The 21,939-nt window shown below is 68.9% G+C and carries 20 protein-coding genes and 2 tRNA genes; 7 read left to right on the top strand and 15 right to left on the bottom strand.

The genetic code is table 11. The annotated features are described in order from the left end of the window. Nucleotides 1-263: 263 nt before the first annotated feature. Nucleotides 264-548 carry a hypothetical protein gene (locus tag ACZ6TI_RS06045; RefSeq protein ID WP_465343874.1) on the top strand — a complete coding sequence of 95 codons (285 nt, stop codon included), beginning with the start codon at nt 264-266 and terminating at the stop codon, nt 546-548. On the opposite strand, the gene ACZ6TI_RS06040 is transcribed toward ACZ6TI_RS06045, so the two are convergent. The 5 genes from ACZ6TI_RS06040 to ACZ6TI_RS06020 form a co-directional block, all read right to left on the bottom strand. Beyond that, on the bottom strand, nt 495-2,672 hold the full coding sequence (locus tag ACZ6TI_RS06040; protein ID WP_465343873.1) for a TOTE conflict system archaeo-eukaryotic primase domain-containing protein: 2,178 nt from the start codon (nt 2,670-2,672) through the stop codon (nt 495-497). The genes ACZ6TI_RS06045 and ACZ6TI_RS06040 overlap by 54 nt on opposite strands. Before the next feature lie 605 nt (nt 2,673-3,277). Then, entirely contained in the window at nt 3,278-3,931 is a 654-nt protein-coding gene (locus ACZ6TI_RS06035) for a nucleotidyl transferase AbiEii/AbiGii toxin family protein (protein ID WP_465343872.1), read from the bottom strand. Nucleotides 3,932-3,933: 2 nt separating this feature from the next. Further along, entirely contained in the window at nt 3,934-4,287 is a 354-nt protein-coding gene (locus tag ACZ6TI_RS06030) for a hypothetical protein (RefSeq protein WP_465343871.1), read from the bottom strand. A gap of 352 nt (nt 4,288-4,639) precedes the next feature. Further along, nucleotides 4,640-4,715: transfer RNA gene (locus ACZ6TI_RS06025), tRNA-Arg, on the bottom strand. 117 nt (nt 4,716-4,832) lie between these two features. Continuing rightward, nucleotides 4,833-4,923, bottom strand: a tRNA-Ser gene (locus tag ACZ6TI_RS06020). Between the two features lie 1,417 nt (nt 4,924-6,340). Between ACZ6TI_RS06020 and ACZ6TI_RS06015 the strand changes: the two genes are divergently transcribed. Continuing rightward, nucleotides 6,341-7,036: a hypothetical protein gene (locus ACZ6TI_RS06015; RefSeq protein ID WP_465343870.1), complete on the top strand. Its 696-nt coding sequence runs from the start codon at nt 6,341-6,343 to the stop codon at nt 7,034-7,036. Here ACZ6TI_RS06015 and ACZ6TI_RS06010 read toward each other — a convergent pair. Next, nucleotides 6,997-7,755: a CPBP family intramembrane glutamic endopeptidase gene (locus ACZ6TI_RS06010; RefSeq protein ID WP_465343869.1), complete on the bottom strand. Its 759-nt coding sequence runs from the start codon at nt 7,753-7,755 to the stop codon at nt 6,997-6,999. The two genes, ACZ6TI_RS06015 and ACZ6TI_RS06010, sit on opposite strands and share 40 nt — an antisense overlap. A 98-nt stretch (nt 7,756-7,853) precedes the next feature. On the opposite strand from ACZ6TI_RS06010, the gene ACZ6TI_RS06005 reads away from it, so the two are divergent. Beyond that, nucleotides 7,854-8,960 (top strand): globin domain-containing protein, encoded by a 1,107-nt coding sequence (locus ACZ6TI_RS06005; protein WP_465343868.1) that lies wholly within the window; start codon nt 7,854-7,856, stop codon nt 8,958-8,960. Here ACZ6TI_RS06005 and ACZ6TI_RS06000 read toward each other — a convergent pair. Further along, complete coding sequence (locus tag ACZ6TI_RS06000) at nt 8,957-10,531, bottom strand: peptide deformylase (RefSeq protein WP_465343867.1); 1,575 nt, start codon at nt 10,529-10,531, stop codon at nt 8,957-8,959. The genes ACZ6TI_RS06005 and ACZ6TI_RS06000 overlap by 4 nt on opposite strands. 385 nt (nt 10,532-10,916) lie before the next feature. Here ACZ6TI_RS06000 and ACZ6TI_RS05995 point away from each other — a divergent pair, with 385 nt between their 5' ends. After that, a complete protein-coding gene (locus ACZ6TI_RS05995) occupies nt 10,917-11,636 on the top strand; it encodes a hypothetical protein (RefSeq protein ID WP_465344295.1) in 720 nt (239 codons plus the stop codon). A 12-nt stretch (nt 11,637-11,648) separates the two neighbouring features. On the opposite strand, the gene ACZ6TI_RS05990 is transcribed toward ACZ6TI_RS05995, so the two are convergent. Continuing rightward, on the bottom strand, nt 11,649-13,622 hold the full coding sequence (locus tag ACZ6TI_RS05990) for a DUF6311 domain-containing protein (RefSeq protein ID WP_465343866.1): 1,974 nt from the start codon (nt 13,620-13,622) through the stop codon (nt 11,649-11,651). Between the two features lie 243 nt (nt 13,623-13,865). Here ACZ6TI_RS05990 and ACZ6TI_RS05985 point away from each other — a divergent pair, with 243 nt between their 5' ends. Next, nucleotides 13,866-14,579, top strand: coding sequence for a class I SAM-dependent methyltransferase (locus tag ACZ6TI_RS05985; RefSeq protein ID WP_465343865.1), 714 nt, complete (start codon nt 13,866-13,868; stop codon nt 14,577-14,579). A 55-nt stretch (nt 14,580-14,634) separates the two neighbouring features. Here the strand turns inward: ACZ6TI_RS05985 and ACZ6TI_RS05980 are convergent, their stop codons facing one another. Then, nucleotides 14,635-15,165: a YbhB/YbcL family Raf kinase inhibitor-like protein gene (locus tag ACZ6TI_RS05980; RefSeq protein WP_465343864.1), complete on the bottom strand. Its 531-nt coding sequence runs from the start codon at nt 15,163-15,165 to the stop codon at nt 14,635-14,637. 346 nt (nt 15,166-15,511) lie between these two features. On the opposite strand from ACZ6TI_RS05980, the gene ACZ6TI_RS05975 reads away from it, so the two are divergent. Continuing rightward, entirely contained in the window at nt 15,512-16,714 is a 1,203-nt protein-coding gene (locus tag ACZ6TI_RS05975; protein WP_465343863.1) for a GAF domain-containing sensor histidine kinase, read from the top strand. Between the two features lie 43 nt (nt 16,715-16,757). On the opposite strand, the gene ACZ6TI_RS05970 is transcribed toward ACZ6TI_RS05975, so the two are convergent. The 5 genes from ACZ6TI_RS05970 to ACZ6TI_RS05950 all read right to left on the bottom strand — a co-directional run bounded on the left by ACZ6TI_RS05970 (nt 16,758) and on the right by ACZ6TI_RS05950 (nt 20,462). Beyond that, nucleotides 16,758-17,411 (bottom strand): GNAT family N-acetyltransferase, encoded by a 654-nt coding sequence (locus ACZ6TI_RS05970; protein ID WP_465343862.1) that lies wholly within the window; start codon nt 17,409-17,411, stop codon nt 16,758-16,760. Between the two features lie 41 nt (nt 17,412-17,452). Further along, complete coding sequence (locus ACZ6TI_RS05965) at nt 17,453-17,959, bottom strand: C40 family peptidase (RefSeq protein WP_465343861.1); 507 nt, start codon at nt 17,957-17,959, stop codon at nt 17,453-17,455. A 466-nt stretch (nt 17,960-18,425) separates the two neighbouring features. Then, on the bottom strand, nt 18,426-18,887 hold the full coding sequence (locus tag ACZ6TI_RS05960; RefSeq protein ID WP_465343860.1) for a DUF427 domain-containing protein: 462 nt from the start codon (nt 18,885-18,887) through the stop codon (nt 18,426-18,428). 10 nt (nt 18,888-18,897) lie between these two features. Then, entirely contained in the window at nt 18,898-19,776 is an 879-nt protein-coding gene (locus tag ACZ6TI_RS05955; RefSeq protein ID WP_465343859.1) for a transketolase family protein, read from the bottom strand. Between the two features lie 2 nt (nt 19,777-19,778). Next, a complete protein-coding gene (locus tag ACZ6TI_RS05950; RefSeq protein WP_465343858.1) occupies nt 19,779-20,462 on the bottom strand; it encodes a thiamine pyrophosphate-dependent enzyme in 684 nt (227 codons plus the stop codon). 49 nt (nt 20,463-20,511) lie between these two features. On the opposite strand from ACZ6TI_RS05950, the gene soxR reads away from it, so the two are divergent. Beyond that, on the top strand, nt 20,512-20,946 hold the full coding sequence (soxR, locus tag ACZ6TI_RS05945) for a redox-sensitive transcriptional activator SoxR (RefSeq protein WP_465343857.1): 435 nt from the start codon (nt 20,512-20,514) through the stop codon (nt 20,944-20,946). Here soxR and ACZ6TI_RS05940 read toward each other — a convergent pair. After that, entirely contained in the window at nt 20,943-21,908 is a 966-nt protein-coding gene (locus ACZ6TI_RS05940; protein WP_465343856.1) for an NAD(P)H-quinone oxidoreductase, read from the bottom strand. The genes soxR and ACZ6TI_RS05940 overlap by 4 nt on opposite strands. Nucleotides 21,909-21,939: the final 31 nt, after the last annotated feature.

Genomic DNA, 21,939 nt, shown 5'->3' with positions numbered 1-21,939 from the left:
ACCGGTGACCGGTCTCTGGTAATCGATCACCATCAGGCGGTCGGCCATTGCCTCGACGGCTTCGTCGGGTGTCATCGGTCTAGTCCTCTCAAGGCCACGTCCACAACCTCATCCAGGTTGGAAAGATCGTCGGCGATCGCACCGACGAGCCGTCGAGGCCGTATCGTTTCCAGTGGGCCAGGGCGCATCCGGCCGCCACCGATTCGGCGTCGAAGGCGTCGGGATGGGGCGACCGGTACGGCAGTCCCGCTTCCATCAGCCGGATGGGTGGGGTCTTGACGGGCCAGAGCCCGATTCCGGCCGCTCAGCCGGGAGAAGATGTCGGCGAGGTCGTCGAGCGTCGGATGCAGCTTGCGCAGACTTCTCAGCAGGCCGCGGATGAAGTGCTAAATCTTGTCGACCCAGCGAGCGACCAGAGTGCCGACCTGGCCGATCACGACAACCTCACAGAACTGCGTCAGGCGCCAACCAGAAGTGACGAGAACGAAGAGGGCCTAACGCTCGCTGAAGCCGAGCTTCCGGTATCCCGGCATGCGTCGCTGCAGTGAGACGGCCAGCACCGGCGTCTGGACGTCGTAGTAGTCGTGCACCTCGGCGGTGTCCTTGCCCGGGGCTGGGCGAATCACACGGCCGGCGCATTGGATGAGGAGGCCGTCGAAGGAAATGGGGCCGGCGAGGAACAGGGTGTCGAGAGCGGGGGCGTCGAAGCCTTCGCCGATGAAGGGTGTCGTCCCGATGACCAGGACACCATCGCCAGGCCTGGTGTCGGCGAGGCGGCTGACCGCGGCTCGGCGGTCGGTCACGGACATACCGCCCTGCAGCACCATCGCCTTGTGCCCGCGCTCAGCCAGCAGCGACTCGAGGAGCTTCACGTGCGCGACGCGCCGCGTCAGCACCAGGCAGTTCCGGCCCCTGGCCATGGCTGCAGCGACGTCGGAGGCGATCTGCGTGTTGCGGGCTTCGTCCTCGACGAGGGTCCGGTGCACCTCGGCCAGCACGTCCGGGGGCGCCGAGGAGCGGAACGACGTCTCGTGAACGTGCAGGATCCGGGCCGGCCCGGTCCCCAGGCCGGCGGTGTCCAGGAGGGTGCCTTGGTCCTCGTCGGCCAAGGTGTGCCGGATCGGGCCGAGCTGCCAGGTGACGATCTCGCCAAGTCCGTCGCGGCGGGTGGGTGTGGCGGTCAGGCCCAGCCAGAACTGAGCACTGATGTTCTTGACCGAGTGGTCGTAAGCGGCTGCGGCCAGGTGGTGGCACTCGTCGACGACGATCTGGCCGTAACCGCTGGTCAACTCGGTGACGTCGTCGCGGCGGGTCAGCGACGGAAGCATCGCCACGTCCACGATCCCGGTGAGCTTGCGACGCCCGCCGCCTACCTGGCCGGCGCGGATGCCGAGAAATTCTTGGATTCGGGTACGCCATTGCTCGGCCAGCGCCTTCCGATCGACCAGCACCAGGGTCGAGGTGCTGCGCTCGGCGATCACCGCGCAGGCCATGACCGTCTTCCCGGATGCGGGCGGCGCCACCAGCACACCATCGTCGTGGGCGAGCATCGCGCTCACCGCTGCGTTCTGCTTGGTGCTCAGTTCGGCGCTGAACGCGACCTCGATCTCACTACCAGGATTGCGTACGTCGGTCAGCGCCAGCCGTGACCCGGCACGGTCGACGATCTCCGCGACCGTATGACGGAGACCGCGTGGCAGGACCAGACGATCGTCCAGCGTCATGTCGTAGCCGCGGACGAAGCGGGGCGTGTCCCACGTGGACTTTCGTAGGCGCTGAAGCTCGTAGAACTTCGGATTCGCGATCGATGCCGCATGCTTGAACGTGGCGAGTGCCGCGGGAGTGAGCTGCGCCGATGCCAGGCTGAGAGTGGCGCCCAGCTCGGCTTGGACGATCTTCGGAAGCGGCGGATTGACCCGGGTCGCCTCCGACCTGCTCAACGACGAGACGTCAGCGCCTACCGCGGCACGCTTGGCCCGGCGGGCCACGCGCTCGGCGTCGCCGGGGCTGAGCCGGTCCAGCGTCGACAGGAACGCCCACTGATCCTCATGCGGCTCCAGGGTGGCGAGGTCAAGGAAAGCCGTCAGCCCGTCCCTGCGTCGGCGGCCTTGCAGTGGCGCGGCGATCAGGTTGCCGAAACCGCCTTCCGGGAGCACGTCCTGGTTGGGGAAGAGCCGATCGTATGAGCGCAGATCCATCGACCCGCGCAACACCATCGCCTCGTGAACCAGCACGGTGCCTACCGCCCGAGCGACCGAGGCCGTGACTGCGCCGCCGAAGAACACCCAGACGTGGGCGCCGCGCCCCGACTGCGAGATCTCCAACGCCGCAGGGATACCGGCAGCACGAGCCGCCTTCACGTAAGCGAGCGCATCCAGCATCGCCGCGGCCCCGTCGAAGTCTGCCGCCAAGAAGTGGCAGGTGTTGTTCCTGAGCAGCGGATACATCCCGATGAAGTTGTCGCCGACCAGGTGCGACGCGACGACCTCGGGCGTAAATCGCAGGTGCGGCGCGCTCCGCCGATCCATGCCCTTACGCCAGCCGCCGGCCACCGCGGGCATCCAGCCACTCGCCCCGGTCCGGGGGTTATCCCAGCGCACCGCGTACACATCGGTCCTGGCCTTGAAAAGACCCGCATAGAGGCGCAGCTTGTCCTCGACCGGCGAGGCCATGGTGACGAGCCGCCCGGCCGCCAGCTGCTCCGGCGCCGGCTCGGTGTCCTGGCCACCCAGCTCGAGCAGGCGGGACAGCCGGACGTTCTCGGCCCGTAGCCGCTCCAGCTCACGGCGAAGCCCGGCTACCTCAGCATCCGCGTCCATCCTGATCAATCAAGCCGGACGCGGGCCAGCCGGTCAAGCAGGCTCGGCTTACGCGCGTGCGCCACCCGCAGCAGCCGCATCCGCTCCTCGAACCCGTCCGTTTCGCCGTCCAGGAACGCCAGATCCCGCAGATCGACCAGCAGCGTGACCGCTACGTCGCGGCGGATAATCCTGAATCATCGACGCGGCCGACTCCACCGGGCCCGGGTTGCAGAACTTCCACAGCTCCTTGGCCGCCCGCGAGTACTGAAACACCACCTCGTCGACCTCGAACGCGTCCAGCTCACCGGCGCGATGACGATCGACGGCCTCACCAACACGAGCCACCAGCTTCGCCAGCTCGGCTTCGTGGTACCTACCGACCACCTCGCGCGCTGCACGGCGCTCCGCCTTGTACGACCGCCTCCGCGATCAACTCATTCAGCTCCGCACGGCTCCACGATCCCATCGATGCAGCCTCAGTCGCCTTCGGCAAGAAGATGGTCACGCCACTCCGCGAAGCGCTTTCTCATCGCGGAGGTGTGAGCCGGGTCGGCTCCGTAAGCGGCGAAGCGTCGGTCTGGATACCTCTGCAGCATCGCCAACAGGTCCGCCAGAATTCGCTGATCAAAGCCCGCGTCGGCGGTCTGAGCGAGTTCGATCAGTTGCTCGCGTGTGTATCGGCCCGACGTCACTGCGGCATCGACGTCCAGAAAATCACGCGGCTCAGCCCGTGTGAAGAGTGCGGACATCTTGCCTGCAACGACGTCGTCTATGTGAAGGACGGGTCCCACGTCCATCATCACCGGCGGCTGCAGTCGCCAGTTCGCCGCCAGCTCGACCTTGTTCGGAGAGTCCGGTTCGGCGGGATCGGTCACAGCAAGCCGCGCGAAGGTCTCGAACTGCTGACTCACCTCGACGGCATAGCCTTCAGCGCCGTACGCCGCTGTCACCGCTTCGACCGCGGCCGAGAACTCATCCCGCCGATCCCAAGCGGTGAAGAGATCAATGTCCTCACTTGGCCGGTCGAGGAGGCCGTGCGCTTGAACAGCACCTCCGCCCGCCAGCGCGAAGCCATAGCGGCCGGCAACCCGGAGTCCGATCTCTGCCAGCCTCAGCAGGCCTTGGTCCATCCTCAGCCGGCCAGCGTCCTCGGCGGGATCGCCAGCTCCGCGAACCGCGCTTGCCACAGCGCACGCACCCGGGCGGGTAGCCAAAGATCTGGCCACAGCCGGACGAGAGTGTCGCCGTCGAGCCACCGATACAGATCCTCGGCGTTCGCTGCCTGGTTTAACACGGTCTGATACATGACTTGGAGGTCGCCAGCATCGTCCAGGTCGTAGTCGCTGTCGCCGGACCAGTCCAGCGATCGATCAAGCGTGACCACGCCACTGATCGGACCGCGCAGATCGGCCAAGCTGGCGGCAACGACGTAGTGCCTCTGGTCGGCATACCGCGAACCAGGCGGCGCACTTCCGAAGCTCGCCATCGACTCCACCTCCTACCAGATGATCCTACGTCCAAGCCAGCACCCCAGCCGTTACGAAGCGGAACGATCGAAGAGCCACGCGCCGGGATCCGATTGGAACCCCGGGCGACGCTGCCATGGTGACGGCGTTCAACGCCGCGACCTTGGTGCTGGGCGGCGGAAGCCTTTGGCGCCGCCGCCCAGGTGCACGAACGATGGCGCGAACCTCCGCATAGATCAAGTCGTATCGATGGTGGGAACCCACCGAGCACCATCGGAGTACCGCCGGCCAAAGGATGGGATCGAGCGGGCCGGAAATGGGAAACAAAGAAGGCCGTGGCCCGCGTTTCCGCAGCTCACGGCCTTACATGATTGGCGCGCCCGAAGGGACTCGAACCCCTAACCTTCTGATCCGTAGTCAGATGCTCTATCCATTGAGCTACGGGCGCAGTTTCGCTTGACTGCTGAGTGCTCAGCCAGGTGACGACACTAGCATGTCGTCCCGGTCGGCTCCCGGGCGCAGGCTTCCATCGATGCCCTTGCCTGGGGATGCTGCCCGGAGCGAGCGGAGACTCCGGGATTCGAACCCGGGAGGGGCTATAAAACCCCAACCGCATTAGCAGTGCGGCGCCATAGACCAGACTAGGCGAAGTCTCCCCGGCGGCACGCAGCCACCGAACGCTGAGGATACCGGACCCGCTCAGGGCCGGGCAAAGAGGTCCGCCTGCTCGGTGCTGCGGTTCGCAACGGGTGAAATCGGCCACGTGCGGCTAGGCTTCCGCGGATGGAGGAGAAGGAGCCGCGCAAGCGCTCTCCGGAGGCCGCTTTCAGCACGCCTGACCAGCCGACGCCGCCGGACAAACCGGCCGAGCGCGCTGGCCGACGCACGCCCCGACCAGCTCCTCCGGTGACCTTCCAGCCTCCCGAAGCCGGCGACGCTTCCTCGGCGCCCCGCTCCGGCACGGCGGCCGGATCAAGGTCACGCTCGCGGCCCGGCGCCGGCTCAGCCCCGAGATCGACCTCCGGCTCAGGCGAGACGACAGCCGCAAGCTCGACGTCCAGGTCCGGCGGGGCTTCGGCCGAGAGCTCTCCGCCCAGGCCGAGCCAGGCGTCCGGCCAAAGCTCTCCGCCCGAGGCCGGCCAGACATCGGGTGCGGCCACGCCGTCCGGCGAAAGCGCGCCGGCCGAGTCCGGCTCCGGGTCGGGACAAGCCGCGCCGTCGGGGTCCGGCTCCCCGGAAACTCCCGCTCGCCGCGCCCGGAAAACCTCTCCGGGTACGCGCAAAGCACCCGACCGTGGCACCACCCCGTCGGCGCGCCGCCAGCCCACCCCTCGCAAGGCGGCCGCCCAGCCGACATCTCCCGCCCAACCGACAGCTCCCGCCCAGCCGTCAACTCCTGCCCAGCCCTCCACGGCGCAGCCAGCAGAGCCCTCGACACAGACCGACGCACAGCCCCCAGCAAAAGCGGCAAAACCAGCCAGGGCAGCCCGCAGAGCGAAGGCGACTCCAGCACAGGTCACCCCCGCCCAGCAGACAACAGTCGAGCCAGTGTCGACCGCCTCAACCACCGCGCAGCCAGTGCCGGCCCAACCGGCAAAGGCCCAACCGGCAAAGGCCCAACCCGCGAAAGCTCAACCCGCGGCGCAGGCTCAGCCCGTCAAAGCCCAACCCGCGCAGGCCCAACCCGCGAAAGCTCAACCCGCGGCGCAGGCTCAGCCCGTCAAAGCCCAACCCGCGCAGGCTCAGCCCGCGAAGGCTCAGCCCGCAAAGGCCCAGCCGGCGCAGGTCGATCCGGCCGCAGCGCGCCCCGCGACATCCCAGCCAGCGAAGGCGCAGCCAACCCCGGTGATCCCCGAACAGACACGCCCCACCCAGGACGAGCCGATCGAGGCCACCCAAACCCAGCCGGCCAGGTCCCCCAGGCCGGCTCCGGCCAAGCGGACCCCCCGAAAGGCAACGACTGGCGGGCCGATCACCCCGAAGCAGCCCACCCCCGCGCCGGAGCCGATCACCGAGCCCGCAGCACCGGCGGAAACAAAAGCAGAAACAAAGCCAAACGAGAGGGCGGTCCCCGTGCCGACGCAACTGCCGGCACGCACCCCCACTCTCAGCGGAAGCGGAAGCGGAAAGGAAAAGCCCCCCACCGACGCCTGGGCCAAGCTGATCGCCGACCCGGGCCACGCCCCCGAACTGCTGGCCCTCGCCGCGGTCCAGACCACCGGCCCGCGAGCCGCCGAATGGTCCCGCCGCACCCGCGAGACCTACCCGACCGCCACCAACCAGGCCCTGGCCCGTCTCGCGGAGCGCCAATTCGTCCGCTTCGGCGGCGTGGCCAGCCTCTTCGCCGCCGCCACCGGCTCCTACGTGCCGATCGCCCTGCTCGGCAGCAACGCGGTCACCTATGCCGAGCTCATCCTGCACGTGGCGGCGGCCTACGGCTTCGACCCGACCGACCGCCGGCGCGCCATCGAACTCCTCGTCCTCACCCAGGTGCACGCCACCCCGGAGGACGCCGAGACCGCCCTGACCACCGCCGAGCAGCCGGCCTATGAGGAGGACACCTCCCTGACCGACGCCGTCTGGCGGCTCGGCCGGATGGCGTCCGCGCAGGCCGCCACCTGGACGCTGATCAAGGGCATCAACAAGCTCTATCCGGGCACCACGGTGCTGACCGCGCTGATCACCAGCCGGTCGGCAGCCCGCACGATGGGCACCCGGGCGGTCCGGTTCTACAGCCAGCTCAGCCAGGAGTCGGGCAGCAGGGTGTAGCCCACGAACGCCACGATGTCGAGCAGTGCATGGGCGATGACCAGCGGCATCACGCGTTTGAAGCGCAGGAAGAAGAGGGCGAACACCACGCCCATCACCGCGTTGCCGACGAACGCGCCGAAGCCCTGGTAGAGGTGGTAGGACCCGCGCAGGACCGCGGAAGCACCGACCACCAGCCACAGCCGCCACGCGAGGTCGTCGCGCAGCCTGGTGACCAGGTAGCCGACGACGATCACCTCTTCGACGATCGCGTTCTCCAGCGCCTTGAGGATCAGCACCGGCACCGCCCACCAGACCGGCTGCAGGGCGGCGGGCACGATCTGGGCGTTCAACCCGAGCTGCGCGGCCGCGTACACCAGGAGAAGGCCTGGGATGCCGATGGCCGCGGCCAGGCCGAAACCCCAGCCCACGTCGAAGCCGGGGCGGAGAAAGGGCCGGCCGAGCGCGGAGCGCCGGCGGCCGAGGAGATAGAGCGCGAGCACGACCGGGACAAGGGCGAAGAAGATCCCGAGCATCTGGTACGTGAGATCGAGGTACGGCCGCGGCGACTGCGACGGGTTCAGCGTGGCCGTCTGCTGTGACAGTGGCGGCCCGGCGGTGAGCTTGGCGATCAGCGAAACGACCGCGTAGACCGCACTCGCGCCGAGGGACAGCAGCAGGACGAGAACGATCTCGATGCCCGTGTGGGTGCGGGTCGGACGATCAAGGGCGCTGGTCACCCGCACAACGATAGGGCGCGGCGTGTCGGGGAAGGTTACGGCATCAATCGCACTGAGCGTGCGTCGCCTACCCGACTGCCATGTCCACCCTGAGTCATATGGGAGACCTCGCGCGTTTGCTCAAGGAAAGCTGGAGCCTCGTCGAGGAGCATCAGGACAAGGTCGCGGGCCATTTCTACGCGCGGATCTTCCTGTCCTACCCGGCGCTGCGCGACCTCTTCCCGGTGCACATGGATGTGCAGCGCTCCCGGCTGCTGAACGCGATCGTCACCGCGGTCCAGACGCTGGAGGACCCGGAGAAGTTCGACGAGTACCTGCGTGCGCTCGGCCGCGATCACCGCAAGTTCCACGTGGAACCGGAACACTACGAAGTGGTGGGCGGAGCCTTGATCGAAGCCATGCGCAGTTACGCCGGCGAGCAGTGGGGCGTCGAGTACGACCAGGCCTGGGCCGACGCGTACGCGGTGATCGCCGCACGCATGCTGGCCGGCGCCGAGGCCGACCCGAATCCGCCCTACTGGTACGCCGAGGTCGTCTCGCACGAGCGTCGCGGCAACGACATAGCGGTCTTCACCGTGGCCCCGATGCAGCCGCTGGAGTTCCGCGCCGGCCAATACCTGAGCCTCGAATGCCCGCGCATCCAACCCCGGCTGTGGCGCACCTATTCACCCGCGAACGCCCCGCGCCGCGACAACACGATCGAGTTCCACGTGCGCGCGATCGGGGCCGGCTGGGTGTCCAGCGCGCTGGTGCGACGACTGCGGGTCGGCGACATGATCAAGCTGGCCGCCCCGATGGGCACGATGAACCTCGATCGCCGATCCACCCGCGACGCCGTCTTCGTGGCCGGCGGCACCGGCCTGGCGCCGATCAGGTCCCTGCTCGAGGAGCTCACCCGCTACAACCGGACGCGGTGGGTGCACGTCTTCTTCGGTGCGAAAGACCGCGACGACCTGTACGACCTGGCCGAGCTGAATCGGCTGGCGGCCCGCTATCCGTGGCTGTCCGTGGTGACCGCGTGCAGCGACGACCCGACCTTCCCCGGCGAGCAGGGCAACATCTCCGACGTGGTCGCTCGATATGGCCCGTGGAACGAGCACGACTTCTTCGTCTCCGGCTCGGGCGCCATGGTCAAGGCCACCCTGAAGACCCTGGCCGAGTTGCAGGTGCCCTCGATCCGCGTCAAATATGACGCGTTTAACTAATAGGTCCAGGGCTGGCCGGTCTGCTGGTAGTCGGAGACGGGTACCAGCGCCGCGTCGGCCGCCATCCGGTCCACGTAGAGCCGACCCTCCAGGTGGTCGATCTCGTGGCCGACCAGGCGCGCCATGGCCAGCTCGAAGGACGTGATCACCCGGGTGCCGTCGAAGCGGGCGTGCTCGACCTCGATGCGCAGCGGCCGCCAGACCTGGCCGCGGTAGTCGAAGAAGGACAGACAGCCTTCGTATTGGCTGTCGGTGTCGCCGGACTCGCCGACGATGCGGGGGTTGAGCAGCACCACCGGTTCACCGTCGCGCTCCGGCGGGCGCACCACCGCGGCGGCGACCGATAAGCCGATCTGCGGGGCGGACAGGCCCACGCCCTTGCTGAAGTCGTGCAGCGCCTCGAGCCGCTGCAGGGAGTTGAGCAGCGAGGTCACCGCCTCCTGGGCGCTGTCCTCCTCGCGGGGCAGCTGGAAGTGCCGGGCCCGCTGCCTGAGCAGATCCGACCCGCGCTGCACGATGCCGATGCCGCGCATCCGATGCGACGCCCGCTGCTCGGGCAGGAACGGCATGGCGGGCGGCGCCGACGGCGCGGTCAGGGAGTGGCCGTTGAGCGGCGGGCTGTCCTCATATACGGGCGCCCCGGCTCCGCGGAACCGCCACTCGAGCCGATAACGCGCGTTCAGCAGCGGCTGGTCGGTGGACCACTCGAAGATCGCACGATCGTCCTCGTTGTGGCGTTCCAGCGGCGTCCGTACGGGTACCTCTGCGGCCAGGGACGTCTCCACGCCCCACACCTGCGGCTCGAAGTGCACCGGGAAGTTCAGCCGCACGGTGAGAGTGCGGGTCGGCAGGCGCACCGCGCGCTGGAACCACTGCCCCCACTTCTCCTCGCCGACGGTGTACGCATACGAAATCGTGGTCCGCTCGCCGGGATAGAGGGGGAATTGGCCGTGCTCGTTGGCGAACAGCAGCCAGACCTCCTTGGACGCGTCCCGGTCCAGCTTGAGCCGGCGCTGCATCGGCTCCTCGGCGTCGCCCTCTCCGGCGCTCGCCTCTATGTCCAGCTCCTCCCAGGTCAGCGGGTGCTGCCGGTGGTGCCGGTTGGAGCCGGACGGGTCGCTCGGGTATCGATCCACCGAGATCTTCATCAGGTAGCGGGTGACCGGCTCGTTCCCGGCGTTGTAGAGCGACCGGTGTATTCGGCACCGGTAGGCCCGGTCGATGTATTCGAGCTCGGCGACCTCCTGCTCGACGATCAGCCCGGTGCCCGGCGGCATCCACTGGGTCGGCACCGGAGGATCACGGTGAGTAGCCGTGCCGCGGGCGTGCCGCAGTTCGTCGTACTCCTGGAATCGCTGCCAGATCACCCCGCCGGCGGCGAGCACCGCCTCGGCCCGGCGCGCGAAGTCCTCGGTCGGCTTGTGCCGGCGACCCTCCACATGGCTGACGTAGGAGGGATCGAAACCCATGCGCGCGGCGAGCTGCTTCTTCGTCATTCCCCGATCGGAACGCCACTGTGCAAGAGCCGTGACGAACTGGTCGGCAGCCCGCTCGACGGGCGAGGTGGTCATCACAGATGTCCCCTTCGCGACGGGAAGTTCAGTGTCGCTGGCTCCCGGTGTCAACAAGGGGCTAGTAGCGCGTTGCCGACAGATACCTTGACGAATCCGGCAACGCCGCAACGGTGCGTCAGGACACCGTCGCTTCGGGTATTCGGAGGAGAAACACCTGTTGGGGGGCGGCCATCGGTCCGCGGAGGTCGCGTGGTTAGGTTAGCCTTAACAAGGTACGGTGGTTGATCTGGAGGCCCCCGACGACGCGACGTGGCGAGGTGACAGCGGTGATCCAGCAGACGAAGCGGCACTCCCGCGGCGCCCGGTGACCACCGCGCTGGACCGTGGAGTGGTCACTCGCGGTGATCAACCACTCGCCCCGGTGACCGCGACCCTGCGGGCGATGTTCGGCACCAGCACCCAGTTGCCCGGGCTCGCGCCCGATCTGATGGTCACCGACGCGACCGGCTGGTTGCCCACTGCTGACCTGGCCGGCCCGGCGCTCGACACGCTGCTCGACTCGGCCCGCCGCAGGTGGGACGCGCAGCCACACGCCGCCGCCGCGCTGGCCTGGAAGGCCTACACCTACTGGCTCACCCTGCCCGCCGTGCTCGGCTGGGCGTCGGCCCGGCGCGTGCCGCTGCTCACCGCGCAGCACGTGCTGATGCACTTCGACGACCCGCGGCCGCTGGTGACGATCGGCCTGAGCGCCGACATCCCGGTCGCGGTGCTCCCCAGCGACCCGCTGGCGCTGAGCGGCCTGCCCCAGGTCAAGGTCGTCGCCGACGAGGCCGCGCTGCTGGCCGAGCTGCGTTCTTCGCTGCTCGACGAGCACTTGGACCCGCTGCTCGACGCGATCCACGGCCGGGTGCGGCTCGGCAAGCGCACTCTGCTCGGCTCGCTGTCCTCGGGCGTGGCCTATGCGGTGCTGCGGTCGGCCGACGTGCTGCCCGGCTCATCCGCCGAGAGCATCGACACGCTGCTGGGCGCGCTCGGCGTGAACGACCTGATCGAGCTGGTGCCCGGCCACAACGGCAAGCTCGACGTGCAGCGCAAGACCTGCTGCCTGGCCTTCACCCTGCCGCAGCCCAAGGTCTGCAAGGGCTGTTGCATCAAGCAGTGAGCCCGCTGCCACTCAGCTGATGGTCGGGCCGGTCAGCACCGAGTTGGGGTTGTCGACCAGCGCCCGCACGTTCCACGTCCAGACGCCGCCCTGCCAGGTCGGCTCGAAGCCGAGCAGGTCGGTCATCGCCCGCAGCATCTCCACGTCACGCACCTGCGGCTGCAGGACGATCACGCCGGCGTTCCAATAGCGCAGGTCGGCCAGCGTCATCTCGCGCCGGGTGTCGGTGATCTCCGGCGTCGGGTTGCCCTGCCGGATCGAAGCCATCAGGCCGCTGGTGGGCCGCCACGGCGGCGAGAACAGCGCGGTGCGGTCGGTCGGGTCCAGTGGGTTCTGGTTGGGCAGCAGCGCATATGCCCCCGCGATCCGCATCTCCTGGCGCGTGTACGCGGTCCAGCGCAGCGGGTCCGGATATCCCGAGTCGGGCAGCGGCAGCGCGACGACCGTGTGGTTGTCGTCCACGTATTCGCGCCACTGGCCGGAGGTCACGAACTCGGGCACCGGGGTCATCGGCATGCTGCGCACCGGGGTCGGCGCGAGCGGCACCAGGGCCATCGCCACCGCTGTGATCATCGCCACCCGCACCGGGCCGCGGGCCGACGGCTGGGTGCGCGCCAGGTCGATCGCGCGCTGGCAGCCGATCGCCAGCACGATGCCGACCACCGGCGCGATCGCCATCGCCCAGCGGGTGGGCACCGCCGAGTTGAGCACCGGCACGCTGTGCAGCAGCGACCACGGGCCGGGGACGCCGGTGTTGATGCCGTTCAGGAAGATGCGCGGGCCGAGCGACATGGCAGCGAAGAGCAGCGCGATGCCGCCCATGGTGACCACCGCGACGCTGCGCCGCAGCCACACCAGCAGGCCGAGGAAGAGGATGACCAGACCCCAGCCGAAGAACGCGTTCTCCTCCGCCGGGTTCTGCGCCAGGCGCTCCGCGGTCAGTTCATTGCCCGCCACCGAACGACTGGCGTACGCCGTGAAGGAACCGAGATCCGCGCCGAAGTTACGGACGAACTGGGGCAGCCCGTGATAGCTCTGCGGGCCGAAGAACTGCACCGCGAGCGGGTACATGAGCACCGCGAGGGAGACCATCGCCGCGATGCCCAGACCGCGGAGAAAGTTCGTCGTCTCGCCACGATGGGTGTGCCGGCGTGAATAGGCCATGACCGCGCAGAAGATGCCGAGTCCGACCGCGGTCATGAAAAGGATTTCGAGATTGATGAACGCCTGCCACACCAGCAGCGCGGCCAGGATCAGCCCGTTGCGCAGGGCCTTGCCCGGGGCGCGGAGGGCCAGGCAGCGCCAGATGATCAGCGGCACCAGGAATTGCGAGACGATGTTCGGATGACCGCCGGCGTGCGACACCATGCTCGGCGCGAGGGTGCAGAAGAGAGCGCCCACCCACGCCGCGAGTCGGGACGACACGAACACCCGGGAAAGCACCAAATACCATGAAGTCCCGGTGACTGCCAACGCGAGAGTAAGAAATAAGTTGAACGCCACATGCGGGCCGAACAGAAGTGTGATCGGCGCCATCGGCAGGGAAACGGCCAACACCGAGGTGTTGGCCATCATGTTCACCCCGTCGGGGTAATTCATGCGATCGGAGAAGAACGGATAAGCGCCATCCGTGATGACGCGTGCACCGTGCGCCATCATCCACTCAAAGAATGCCTGATCCTGTGGATCATCACGCAACTCATGATCAAGATGGAGCCACAACGGTGCGGTGATGAACAGCGCTACCGCAACGAATGACAGAATTGCGAGCACATCTCGCCAGGTGAGAGCGCGCCAGATGCGGGCTCTCGAACCGGGCTCTGCCTCGGGCTCAGCAGCGGGTATGACCGAGATCGGCGGGCTGGTCACGCCGGTGTCGAGGCCCAGCAACTCCGCGTCGAGATCCTCGGCCTCGGCCACATCGCGGGGACGCATGGCGTTCCCGCCGGCCGACTGGCCTGAAGAGTCAATACCCGTAATCGTCATAGCATCGGCGAGCCTAACCGAGGTTGGTAACGGAGTTGTGACGGGCGGCCCATGCGTGATCGAGCCGATATCTCTGTGTGTTTAGCGTGAAGCCAACCTCGCAGGGGTACCCACTGGGCAATGTCTCAATCAGGCAAAAAAAGACCGGTCACGCCCCGCTCAACTTTCGTAGCTCGACTGCGGATGGTTAAGTAGACCGGTCCCGCTGTCAGCTCGGATAGGCAAGACGAGGGAAGCTTACTTATGGCAGACATCACCGGAGACCAGCGGATCCAGTCGGAGGTCCTCGAGGGCCTCGCGACTGCGGTCAACCACCGCCGCTGGTTCGTCGAGCTCGCGCTCCCCTACCTCGGTGACAACCCGATCGAGATCGGCAGCGGGCTGGGTGACTACGCCCTGGAGTGGGCCGAGCACCTTCCGCGGTTCACCGCCACCGAGGCCGACCCCGACCGGCTGGTGCAGCTCAAGGAGCGCCTCGCCGATCACGCCAACATCGACGTGCGGCAGATGCTGCTGCCGACCACCGAGGCCGCCGGCGAGTTCAGCGCCGCGGTTTCCTACAACGTCCTCGAGCACATCGAGGACCACGTCGGCGCGCTGCGCAGCATGGCCGAGCTGGTCCGCCCGGGCGGCCGCGTGGTCCTGATCGTGCCGGCCTTCATGTTCGCCATGAGCCAGGTCGACATCGCCACCGGCCACATCCGGCGTTACACGAAGAAGACGATGCGGGCCGCGATGACCGAGGCCGGCCTCGAGATCGAGAAGCTGCACTACGCGAACGCCCTGGGCCTGATCGGCTACTACGGCGCGACCAGCATCTTCAAGCTGGCGCCCAAGGAGGGCCCGATGGTCAAGGTCTACGACAGCGTGGTGCTGCCGGTCACCAAGGCCGCCGAGTCGATCGTGAAGCCGCCGTTCGGACAGTCGGTCTTCGTGGTGGCGCGCACGCCCCGCTGATCCAGACGCACAAAGGCCGCCCGGTTCTAGCCGGGCGGCCTTTGCATGCCGAGAATCAGCCGGCGACCCGGAACGTCGGCCGGATCGTGGCCCGGGCCAGCGTGTGGAAGGCCAGGTTGAAGCCCACATAGGCGGGCGTCGCCTCCGGACTCACCTCGAGCAGGTCGACGTCGAGCGCGTGCACCGCGAAGACGTAGCGGTGCGGGCGGTCGCCGGGCGGCGGCGCGGCGCCGCCGTAGTTCTGGTCGCCGTAGTCGTTGCGCACGCAGAAGGCTCCCTCGGGCAACGGGTCGACACCACGCTCCAGCTCGGTGACCGAGGCCGGCAGGTTGACCAGCGACCAGTGCCAGAAGCCGCTGCCGGTGGGCGCGTCCGGGTCGAAGCAGGTCACCACGAAGCCGCGGGTCTCCGCCGGGAAGCCGGACCAGGCCAGCTGTGGCGACAGGTTCTTTCCGCCCACGCTGGGATGGGCGAACATCTCGTCGAGCGCCTTGCCGTCGGCCATGTCCGTGCTGGTCACCGTGAAGGACGGCACCGCGGGCAGAAGGTCGTACGGGTCCGGGGCGGTGGCGCGGTCAAGGCTCATGCTGAGGTCCTTCCGGGCAGACAACCAACGGTGAAAGTGTTTCCCGCTCCGACCGAACGTAATCGCTCCTCGTGTCGTCGTCCTTGCGGGGCGATTGCGGCCTGCTGGGAGTCACCTGACAGAGACCTGGGAGAAGCGCACAGCGGGTGCGCGAGGCAAGGCCTGCGCCAGGCGACACTTCTGTCATACATCCGACCGGGTGCGAACGGCGAAGATCCTCGTGCCCGGTGGTGATCGGTCTGCCCGCCGGCGACCGCAAGTCGGCGCTCGTCCCCCGGGACGGGCGCCGACTGCCATGTAGGCAAAGTCGGCTGATTCCATCCAACCGGGGTGCGAACATCTGAGGGTGAGAGCGCCCCTGCCCGAGGACGAGCCGGCCCGGCTGGCCGCGCTGCACGATGCTCAGGTGCTCGACACCGCGCCGGAAGAGGACTTCGACGACATCGCGCTGCTCGCCTCGGAGATCTGCGGCACCCCCATGGGCCTGGTCAGCCTGGTCGACACCGACCGGCAGTGGTTCAAGGCGAAGATCGGGCTGGACCTCGACGAATGCCACCGGGACCTGTCGTTCTGCGCGCACACCATCCACGGCCACGAGCTGCTCGAAGTGCCGGACGCGACCCTGGATCACCGGTTCGCGGACAACCCGTTCGTGCTCGGCGAGGACGCCGTCCGCTTCTATGCCGGCGCGCCGGTGGTGCTCGACGGCACCCACTCGGTCGGCACGGTGTGCGTCGTCGACCACGTGCCGCGCGAGCTGACGTCGGCCCAGCGCCGGGCGCTGCGCAGCCTGGCCCGGCACGCCTCGGTGCAGCTCGAGCTGCGGCGCTATGCCCGGCACGCCGGGGAGATCGCGGACCGGCTGCGGCAGGTCGACCGGATGAAGGACTCGTTCCTGGCCGGCGTCAGCCACGAGCTGCGTACGCCGCTGTCGTCGATCCGCGGCTATCTGGAAATGCTGCTCGACGACGAGTTCGACGCCGAGACCTCGCGCCGCTTCCTGTCCGTCATGCAGCGCAACTCCGACCGGCTGCTGCGGCTGATCGACGACCTGCTGCTGGTGGCCCGGCTCACCGAGGACGGCGTGCAGCTCGACCTGGCCGAGGTGGACCTCGCCGAGCTGGCCCACCACGTGACGTCGGCGTGCCGGCCGCTCGCCGACCACAAGGAGATAAAGCTGCGCGACCGCACCGAGAGCCCGGTGCCGGCCCGCGGTGACGCCAAGCGGCTCGGTCAGGCGCTGAACCACCTGGTGGTGAACGCGATCAAGTTCACCTCGGCGGGCGGCGAGATCGTGGTGGACGCGAGCGCCGGCGACGAGCCCGCGCTGGTGATCACCGACGACGGGCTGGGCATCCCGGCGGCCGACCTGCCGCACGTGTTCGACCGGTTCTTCCGCAGCGCCGCCGCCGACCAGATGGCCGCGCCGGGCCCGGGGCTCGGGCTGGCCATCGTGCGCTCGATCGTCGACGCGCACCACGGCACGATCCGGGTGGACAGCGAGCCGGGGATGGGCACGACGGTCCGAGTCACCCTGCCGAAGGTCTAGATCTAGAGGCTCCGCGCTCCCCATCGGCAGGCGGCGGACGAATTCAAGCGGTCCGGTCAAGACCGAACATCGGCAGGCAAGGGTCAAGACCGGCAACCTCCACGGGTACGCGGCGCGCCACCGCCCACGACGCCCGATCCAGACGCACCCGCCGCCCCACGACCGTCTCCCCGCGCACCACGTGCCGGGCGATCCCGTCGTCCGCGTAACCGAGCCGCCGCGACACCCCGTAGGACGCCGCGTTGTGGTCGAACGCCTCCGAGGTGGCGAACTCCGCGCCCAGCCCCTCGAACGCCAGGTGCAGCACGGCGGCGCGCATCTCGGTGCCGTATCCCTTGCCCTGGTGGGCCTGGCCCAGCCAGGAGCCGGTGTTCACCTCGCGCAGCACCGCGAACTGCTTGGCGCCGACCGACTGGGTGCCGATCACCGTGCCCTCGGCCAGCACCACGAACTGCAGCTGCCAGCTCTCCGGCGCCCAGCTCGCCCAGGTCGACCACAGCCACTGCAGCACGTTGCGGGCGGTCTTCTCCGGCCCGTCGTCGGTCCACGGCGTCACGAACGGCATGGTCGCCGGGTCGTGGATGCCCGCCGCGGCGGTGTCGGCGAGGCCGGCCTGCTCCGCCGGGCCGGGCACCACCAGCTCCAGGCGTGGCGTGCTCAGGCGCAGGCCGAACAGCGGCCAGTGGTCGGTGATCATCAGGCGATTCTGGCCCGGTTGTCCGGTTCACGCGACCCGATTCAGAACCTCTCCACGCGCAGCCCCCGATAGAGCTTGCGATAGACCACACCGGTGCGGCTGTTGCCCGCGTCGATCATCATGCCGCCGCCCATGTAGACGCCGACGTGACCGGGTCCGACCACCAGGTCGCCGGGGCGTGCCGCGGCGCGGGAAATGCCCCGCGCACGGGCCGCCTGAGCGCCTGAGGAATGCGGCAGACTGATCCCGGCCCGCGCGTACGCGCTCTTGGTGAAACCGGAGCAGTCAAAGTAACGCGGGCCTTCGCCACCGGCGCCGTAACGCTTGCCGAGTTGTGAGCGGGCATAGGCCACCACCGCGGACATGCCCGATCGTGCGGCACCCATTTCCCGGCCGGCGACCCGCTTGATTCGCCGCTCGACCTTGGTGCGCTTGGGGACACTCCGGCGGGCCACACTGCGGCTTTCCGGGTGCGACTCGGAATCGCGTACGCGAGTGGGGTTTTGTTTGCGGACCACCCGCTTGACCTGCACCGGGGCCGCCTTCATCGCACCTCGCCGGGCGACCGGACGAGCCGGGACCGGACGACGGACAACACCCCGCGAAGCACGTTCCGGGCGCTTCGCCAGCGTGACAGGCAGCTTGAAACCAGACGATTCCGCACTGCTCTGCGGTGGCGCTCCGGCCTCGGCCGGACGATCGGCGAAGTCGGCGGAGGGCGCGATAACGGCAAGAACAATGGCGCCGGCAGTCAGCGCACGCCGAGTGGACGGACGGGACAGGATAGCCTCCGTGCTCGGCCCGGGGCACTCACGCGAATCCCATTGGGTGTTTACCGCTTCCGCCGTTGGAAACAGAGATGGGAACCCGGGCATGCTGTGGGTAATTCCGTCGACCATGTGAGCACAGAATGGCATTCGTCTCGTGCAGAATCGCGAATTTGTTCCCGGCGATTCGCACAAAAGATTTAACTTGAGCGCGGGACGTTTAGCCGTCCGGGGCGGTGGGGAGCGCTCACCAACCGGCGGTGCCGGGGGCGCCCTTGAACGGCCCGGCGATGTCCGCGGTGATCCAGCCGCCGTAGAAATCGCCCTCCTGCGGGCGCACCACCTCGCCGCCGATCGAGGCCTCGTCGACCCGGCCCGGATAGAAGGCGACGGCGCCGGTCAGCACCTCGAAGCCCGGGCTCGGCTGCTCGTAGGACCAGCCCGCCCGCGGCACCCGGGTCCCGCCGACCACCAGGTCCCAGTAGCTCGCCATGCCCTTGAACTCGCAGAACGTCTGGCCGGAGACGGCGGCGAGCGCGTCCGGGCGCACGTCGGCGCGCGCCACGTAGTAGACCGGTGGGTGCGATGTCTCCAGCACCCGCCACGCCCGGTCGGTGTCCACCACGACCACGCCGGCGTGCACGATGCGCACCCGCCCGGCGGCCGGCTCGACGCGCGGCGGCCGCGGATAGTCCCAGACCGATTCCATGTGTCCATTCTTAACTCAGGAAATCGGTGATCGAGCGCCGCAGGCCCTCCGGGTCCAGGCCGTGCGTGCGCGCGTGGTCCGCCGGGCTGCCGTAATGGCGCACCTCGGTGCGGCCCACGCCCAGGTGCAGGGCCCGGTGCGGGACGTCGCCGAGCGCCTCGGCGACCTGCCGGCTGGAGGTGCCGCGCAGATAGGGCTCCACCACGATCACGTCCCGGCTGACCAGGCGGCGCAGGCCGGACGCGTCCAGCGGGCGCGGCGTCAGCGTGTACGCCACCGTGACGTCCAGGTCGGCGACCGCGGCGAGCACCGGGTCGAGCATCGGGCCGACCGCCAGCACCACCGGCGCGCCCGCCCAGCCGCCGCGGATCTCCTGGATCTCCGGCCCGGCGCCGTAGGCCCGCCCGTTCTCCTGCGCGGACAGCCGCACGTAGATCCGGTCGTCGTTGCCCGCGGCGGCGCGCAGCAGCGGCGGCACCTCGTCCGGGTGACCGGGCACGTGCACGGTCCAGCCGTCCAGGGTGTCGAAGAGCGCCACGTCGCCCGGCGAGTGGTGGGTGAACCCGGAGGTCGAGGAGTCATAGGAGGCGCCGACGCTGACCACCACGGCGCCGGTGCCCTGATGTCCGAGGTCGAGCTTGAGCTGCTCGTAGGCGCGATCGACCAGGAACGGCGCGTACGAGTGCAGGTAGGGCCGCATGCCGGTGAGCGCGAGCCCGCCCGCCACCCCGGCCATCAACTGCTCGCGGATGCCGACGTTGAGCACCCGGTCCGGATGCCTGCGCATGGCCGGCTCGAACGCGTCCGCGGAGATGTCCGCGAGCACCACGGCGGTGCGCGGATCCTCCTCCAGCAGCGCGGTGGTGGTGGCGACAAAGGTGTCCCGCATGGCTAGCTGCCCTTCTTCTCGACGTTGGCGATCACCACGTGCGGGCGATCCCGATCCCTGCGCTGCAAGGCCATCTCGATCGCGACCCGGTCCCGGCCGTCCACGATGGACACGTCCCAGCCGGTGAACCGCGCCGCGATGCCGCCGGGCCAGCCGTGGGTCGCCGACTGGTTGTCGATGACGATCGCGGTGATCGGCAGAGCGGTCGCCGCGGCGTACGCGATGGCCTCGTGGTTCGATCCCTCGTCGAGCTCCGCGTCGCCGAGCAGGACGAAGACCCGCGCGTCGAGCAGTCCCTGCGCGCGCAGGCCCAGGGCGGTGCCGACGCCGATGCCGAGCCCGTGCCCGAGCGATCCGGTGCCGATCTCCACGCCCGGGATCATGGTGCGGTCCGGGTGGCCGCCGAGGTGGCTGTCCCGCCCCCCGAAGTCGTCCAGCCAGGCCTCCGGGATGAAGCCCTTGACGGCCAGCACCGCATAGTAGGAGGCCGGCCCGTGCCCCTTGGAGAGCAGGAAGCGGTCGCGGTCCGGAGCGTCCACGGTCTCCGGGGTGATCCGCAGGATGCGGTCGTAGAGCACCCAGAGCACGTCGAGCGTGGAGTTGGCGCTGGGTGCGTGCTTCTCGTCGCCGGTCAGCCGGGTCAGATACCGGCCCAGCAGATCGATGTTCGTCGCGGTAACGGTCATGTCGCTAGAGTGCAAGTTGAAGTGAGGTTTAAGGCAAGCCGGGGGAACTGTGGAACTGCTTACTATCGGCGACTTCGCCGCGCGCAGCGGCGTGGCGTCATCGGCGTTGCGTTACTACGAGCGGGAGGGCCTGATCCGGTCCACCCGCACCGGCGGCAACCAGCGCCGTTATCAGCGCAGTGAGCTGCGCCGGGTGGCGTTCATCCGGATCGCGCAGCAGGTCGGGGTGTCGCTCGACGAGATACGGGAGGCGCTGGCGGCGCTGCCGGAGAACCGCACGCCGACGAAGGCGGACTGGTCGCGGCTGTCCGCCCGGTGGCGCAAGAAGCTGGAGGACCGCATCGTGCTGATGGAGCGGCTGCGCGACCAGCTCACCGGGTGCATCGGCTGCGGTTGCCTGTCGATGAAGAGGTGCACGCTGATCAACCCGCAGGACCGGTTGGCGGCGACGGGTTCCGGGCCGCGGACCCTCCTCGGCTCCTAAGCGAGCAACAGGATCTTGCCGAGGTGGTCACTGGCCTCCATGCGGCGGTGGGCCTGCATCGCCTCGGACATCGGCATCGTGGTGTCGATGATCGGCTTGATCGCGCCGGCGTCGACGAGCGGCCACACCTGGTCGCGTACCCCTCGCACGATCCTGGCTTTCTGGGCGAGCGGACGCGCGCGCAAGGTGGTCGCGGAGAGCGACCCCCGCTTCATCATCAGCGCACCCAGGTCCAGCTCGCCGGTGCGGCCACCCTGCATGCCGATGACGGCGATGCGCCCGTCCGAGGCGAGCACCTCGATGTTCTGCCGCAGATATTTGGCGCCGATGATGTCGAGCACCACGTCGGCGCCCCGCCCGTCGGTGAAGTCCTTGGTCGCGGCCACGAAGTCGGTGTCGGTGTAGTCGATGACCAGGTCGGCGCCGAGCTTGGTGAGCGCGTCGTGCTTGGCCTTGCGCGCGGTCACGATGACGGTCACCCCGAACGCCTTGCCGAGCTGCACCGCGAACGTCCCGATGCCGCCCCCGCCGCCGTGCACCAGCAGCGTCCTCCCCTGCCGCAGCCGGGCGATGTCGACGACGTTCGACCAGACCGTCGCGGCCACCTCGGGCAGCGCGGCGGCCTCCTGCACGGACAGCCCGCGCGGAATCGGCAGCAGCTGCCCGGCCGGCACCGCGACCTTCTCGGCATAGCCGCCGCCGGCGAGAAGAGCACAAACCCGCTCGCCCACCGCGTGGTCGCTCACCCCGGGCCCGATCGCGCTGATCACTCCGGAGCATTCCAATCCCGGGTACGCGGACGCGCCCGCGGGCGGCGGATAGTGCCCCTGGCGTTGCGAGACGTCGGCCCGGTTGACGCCCGCGGCGGTGACGTCGACGATCACTTCCCCGTCGGCCGGCTCGGGGTCAGGCACCTCGACCCATCCGAGCGAGTCGGGCGCTTCGATCACGATGGCGTGCATGGTGCCAGTCTGCCCGCACTGCGGATGACGC

The organism is Actinoplanes sp. NPDC051388, assembly GCF_055586225.1.
Note: the sequence above shows the minus strand (reverse complement) of the source record. Positions and strands in the feature narration are given on the sequence as shown.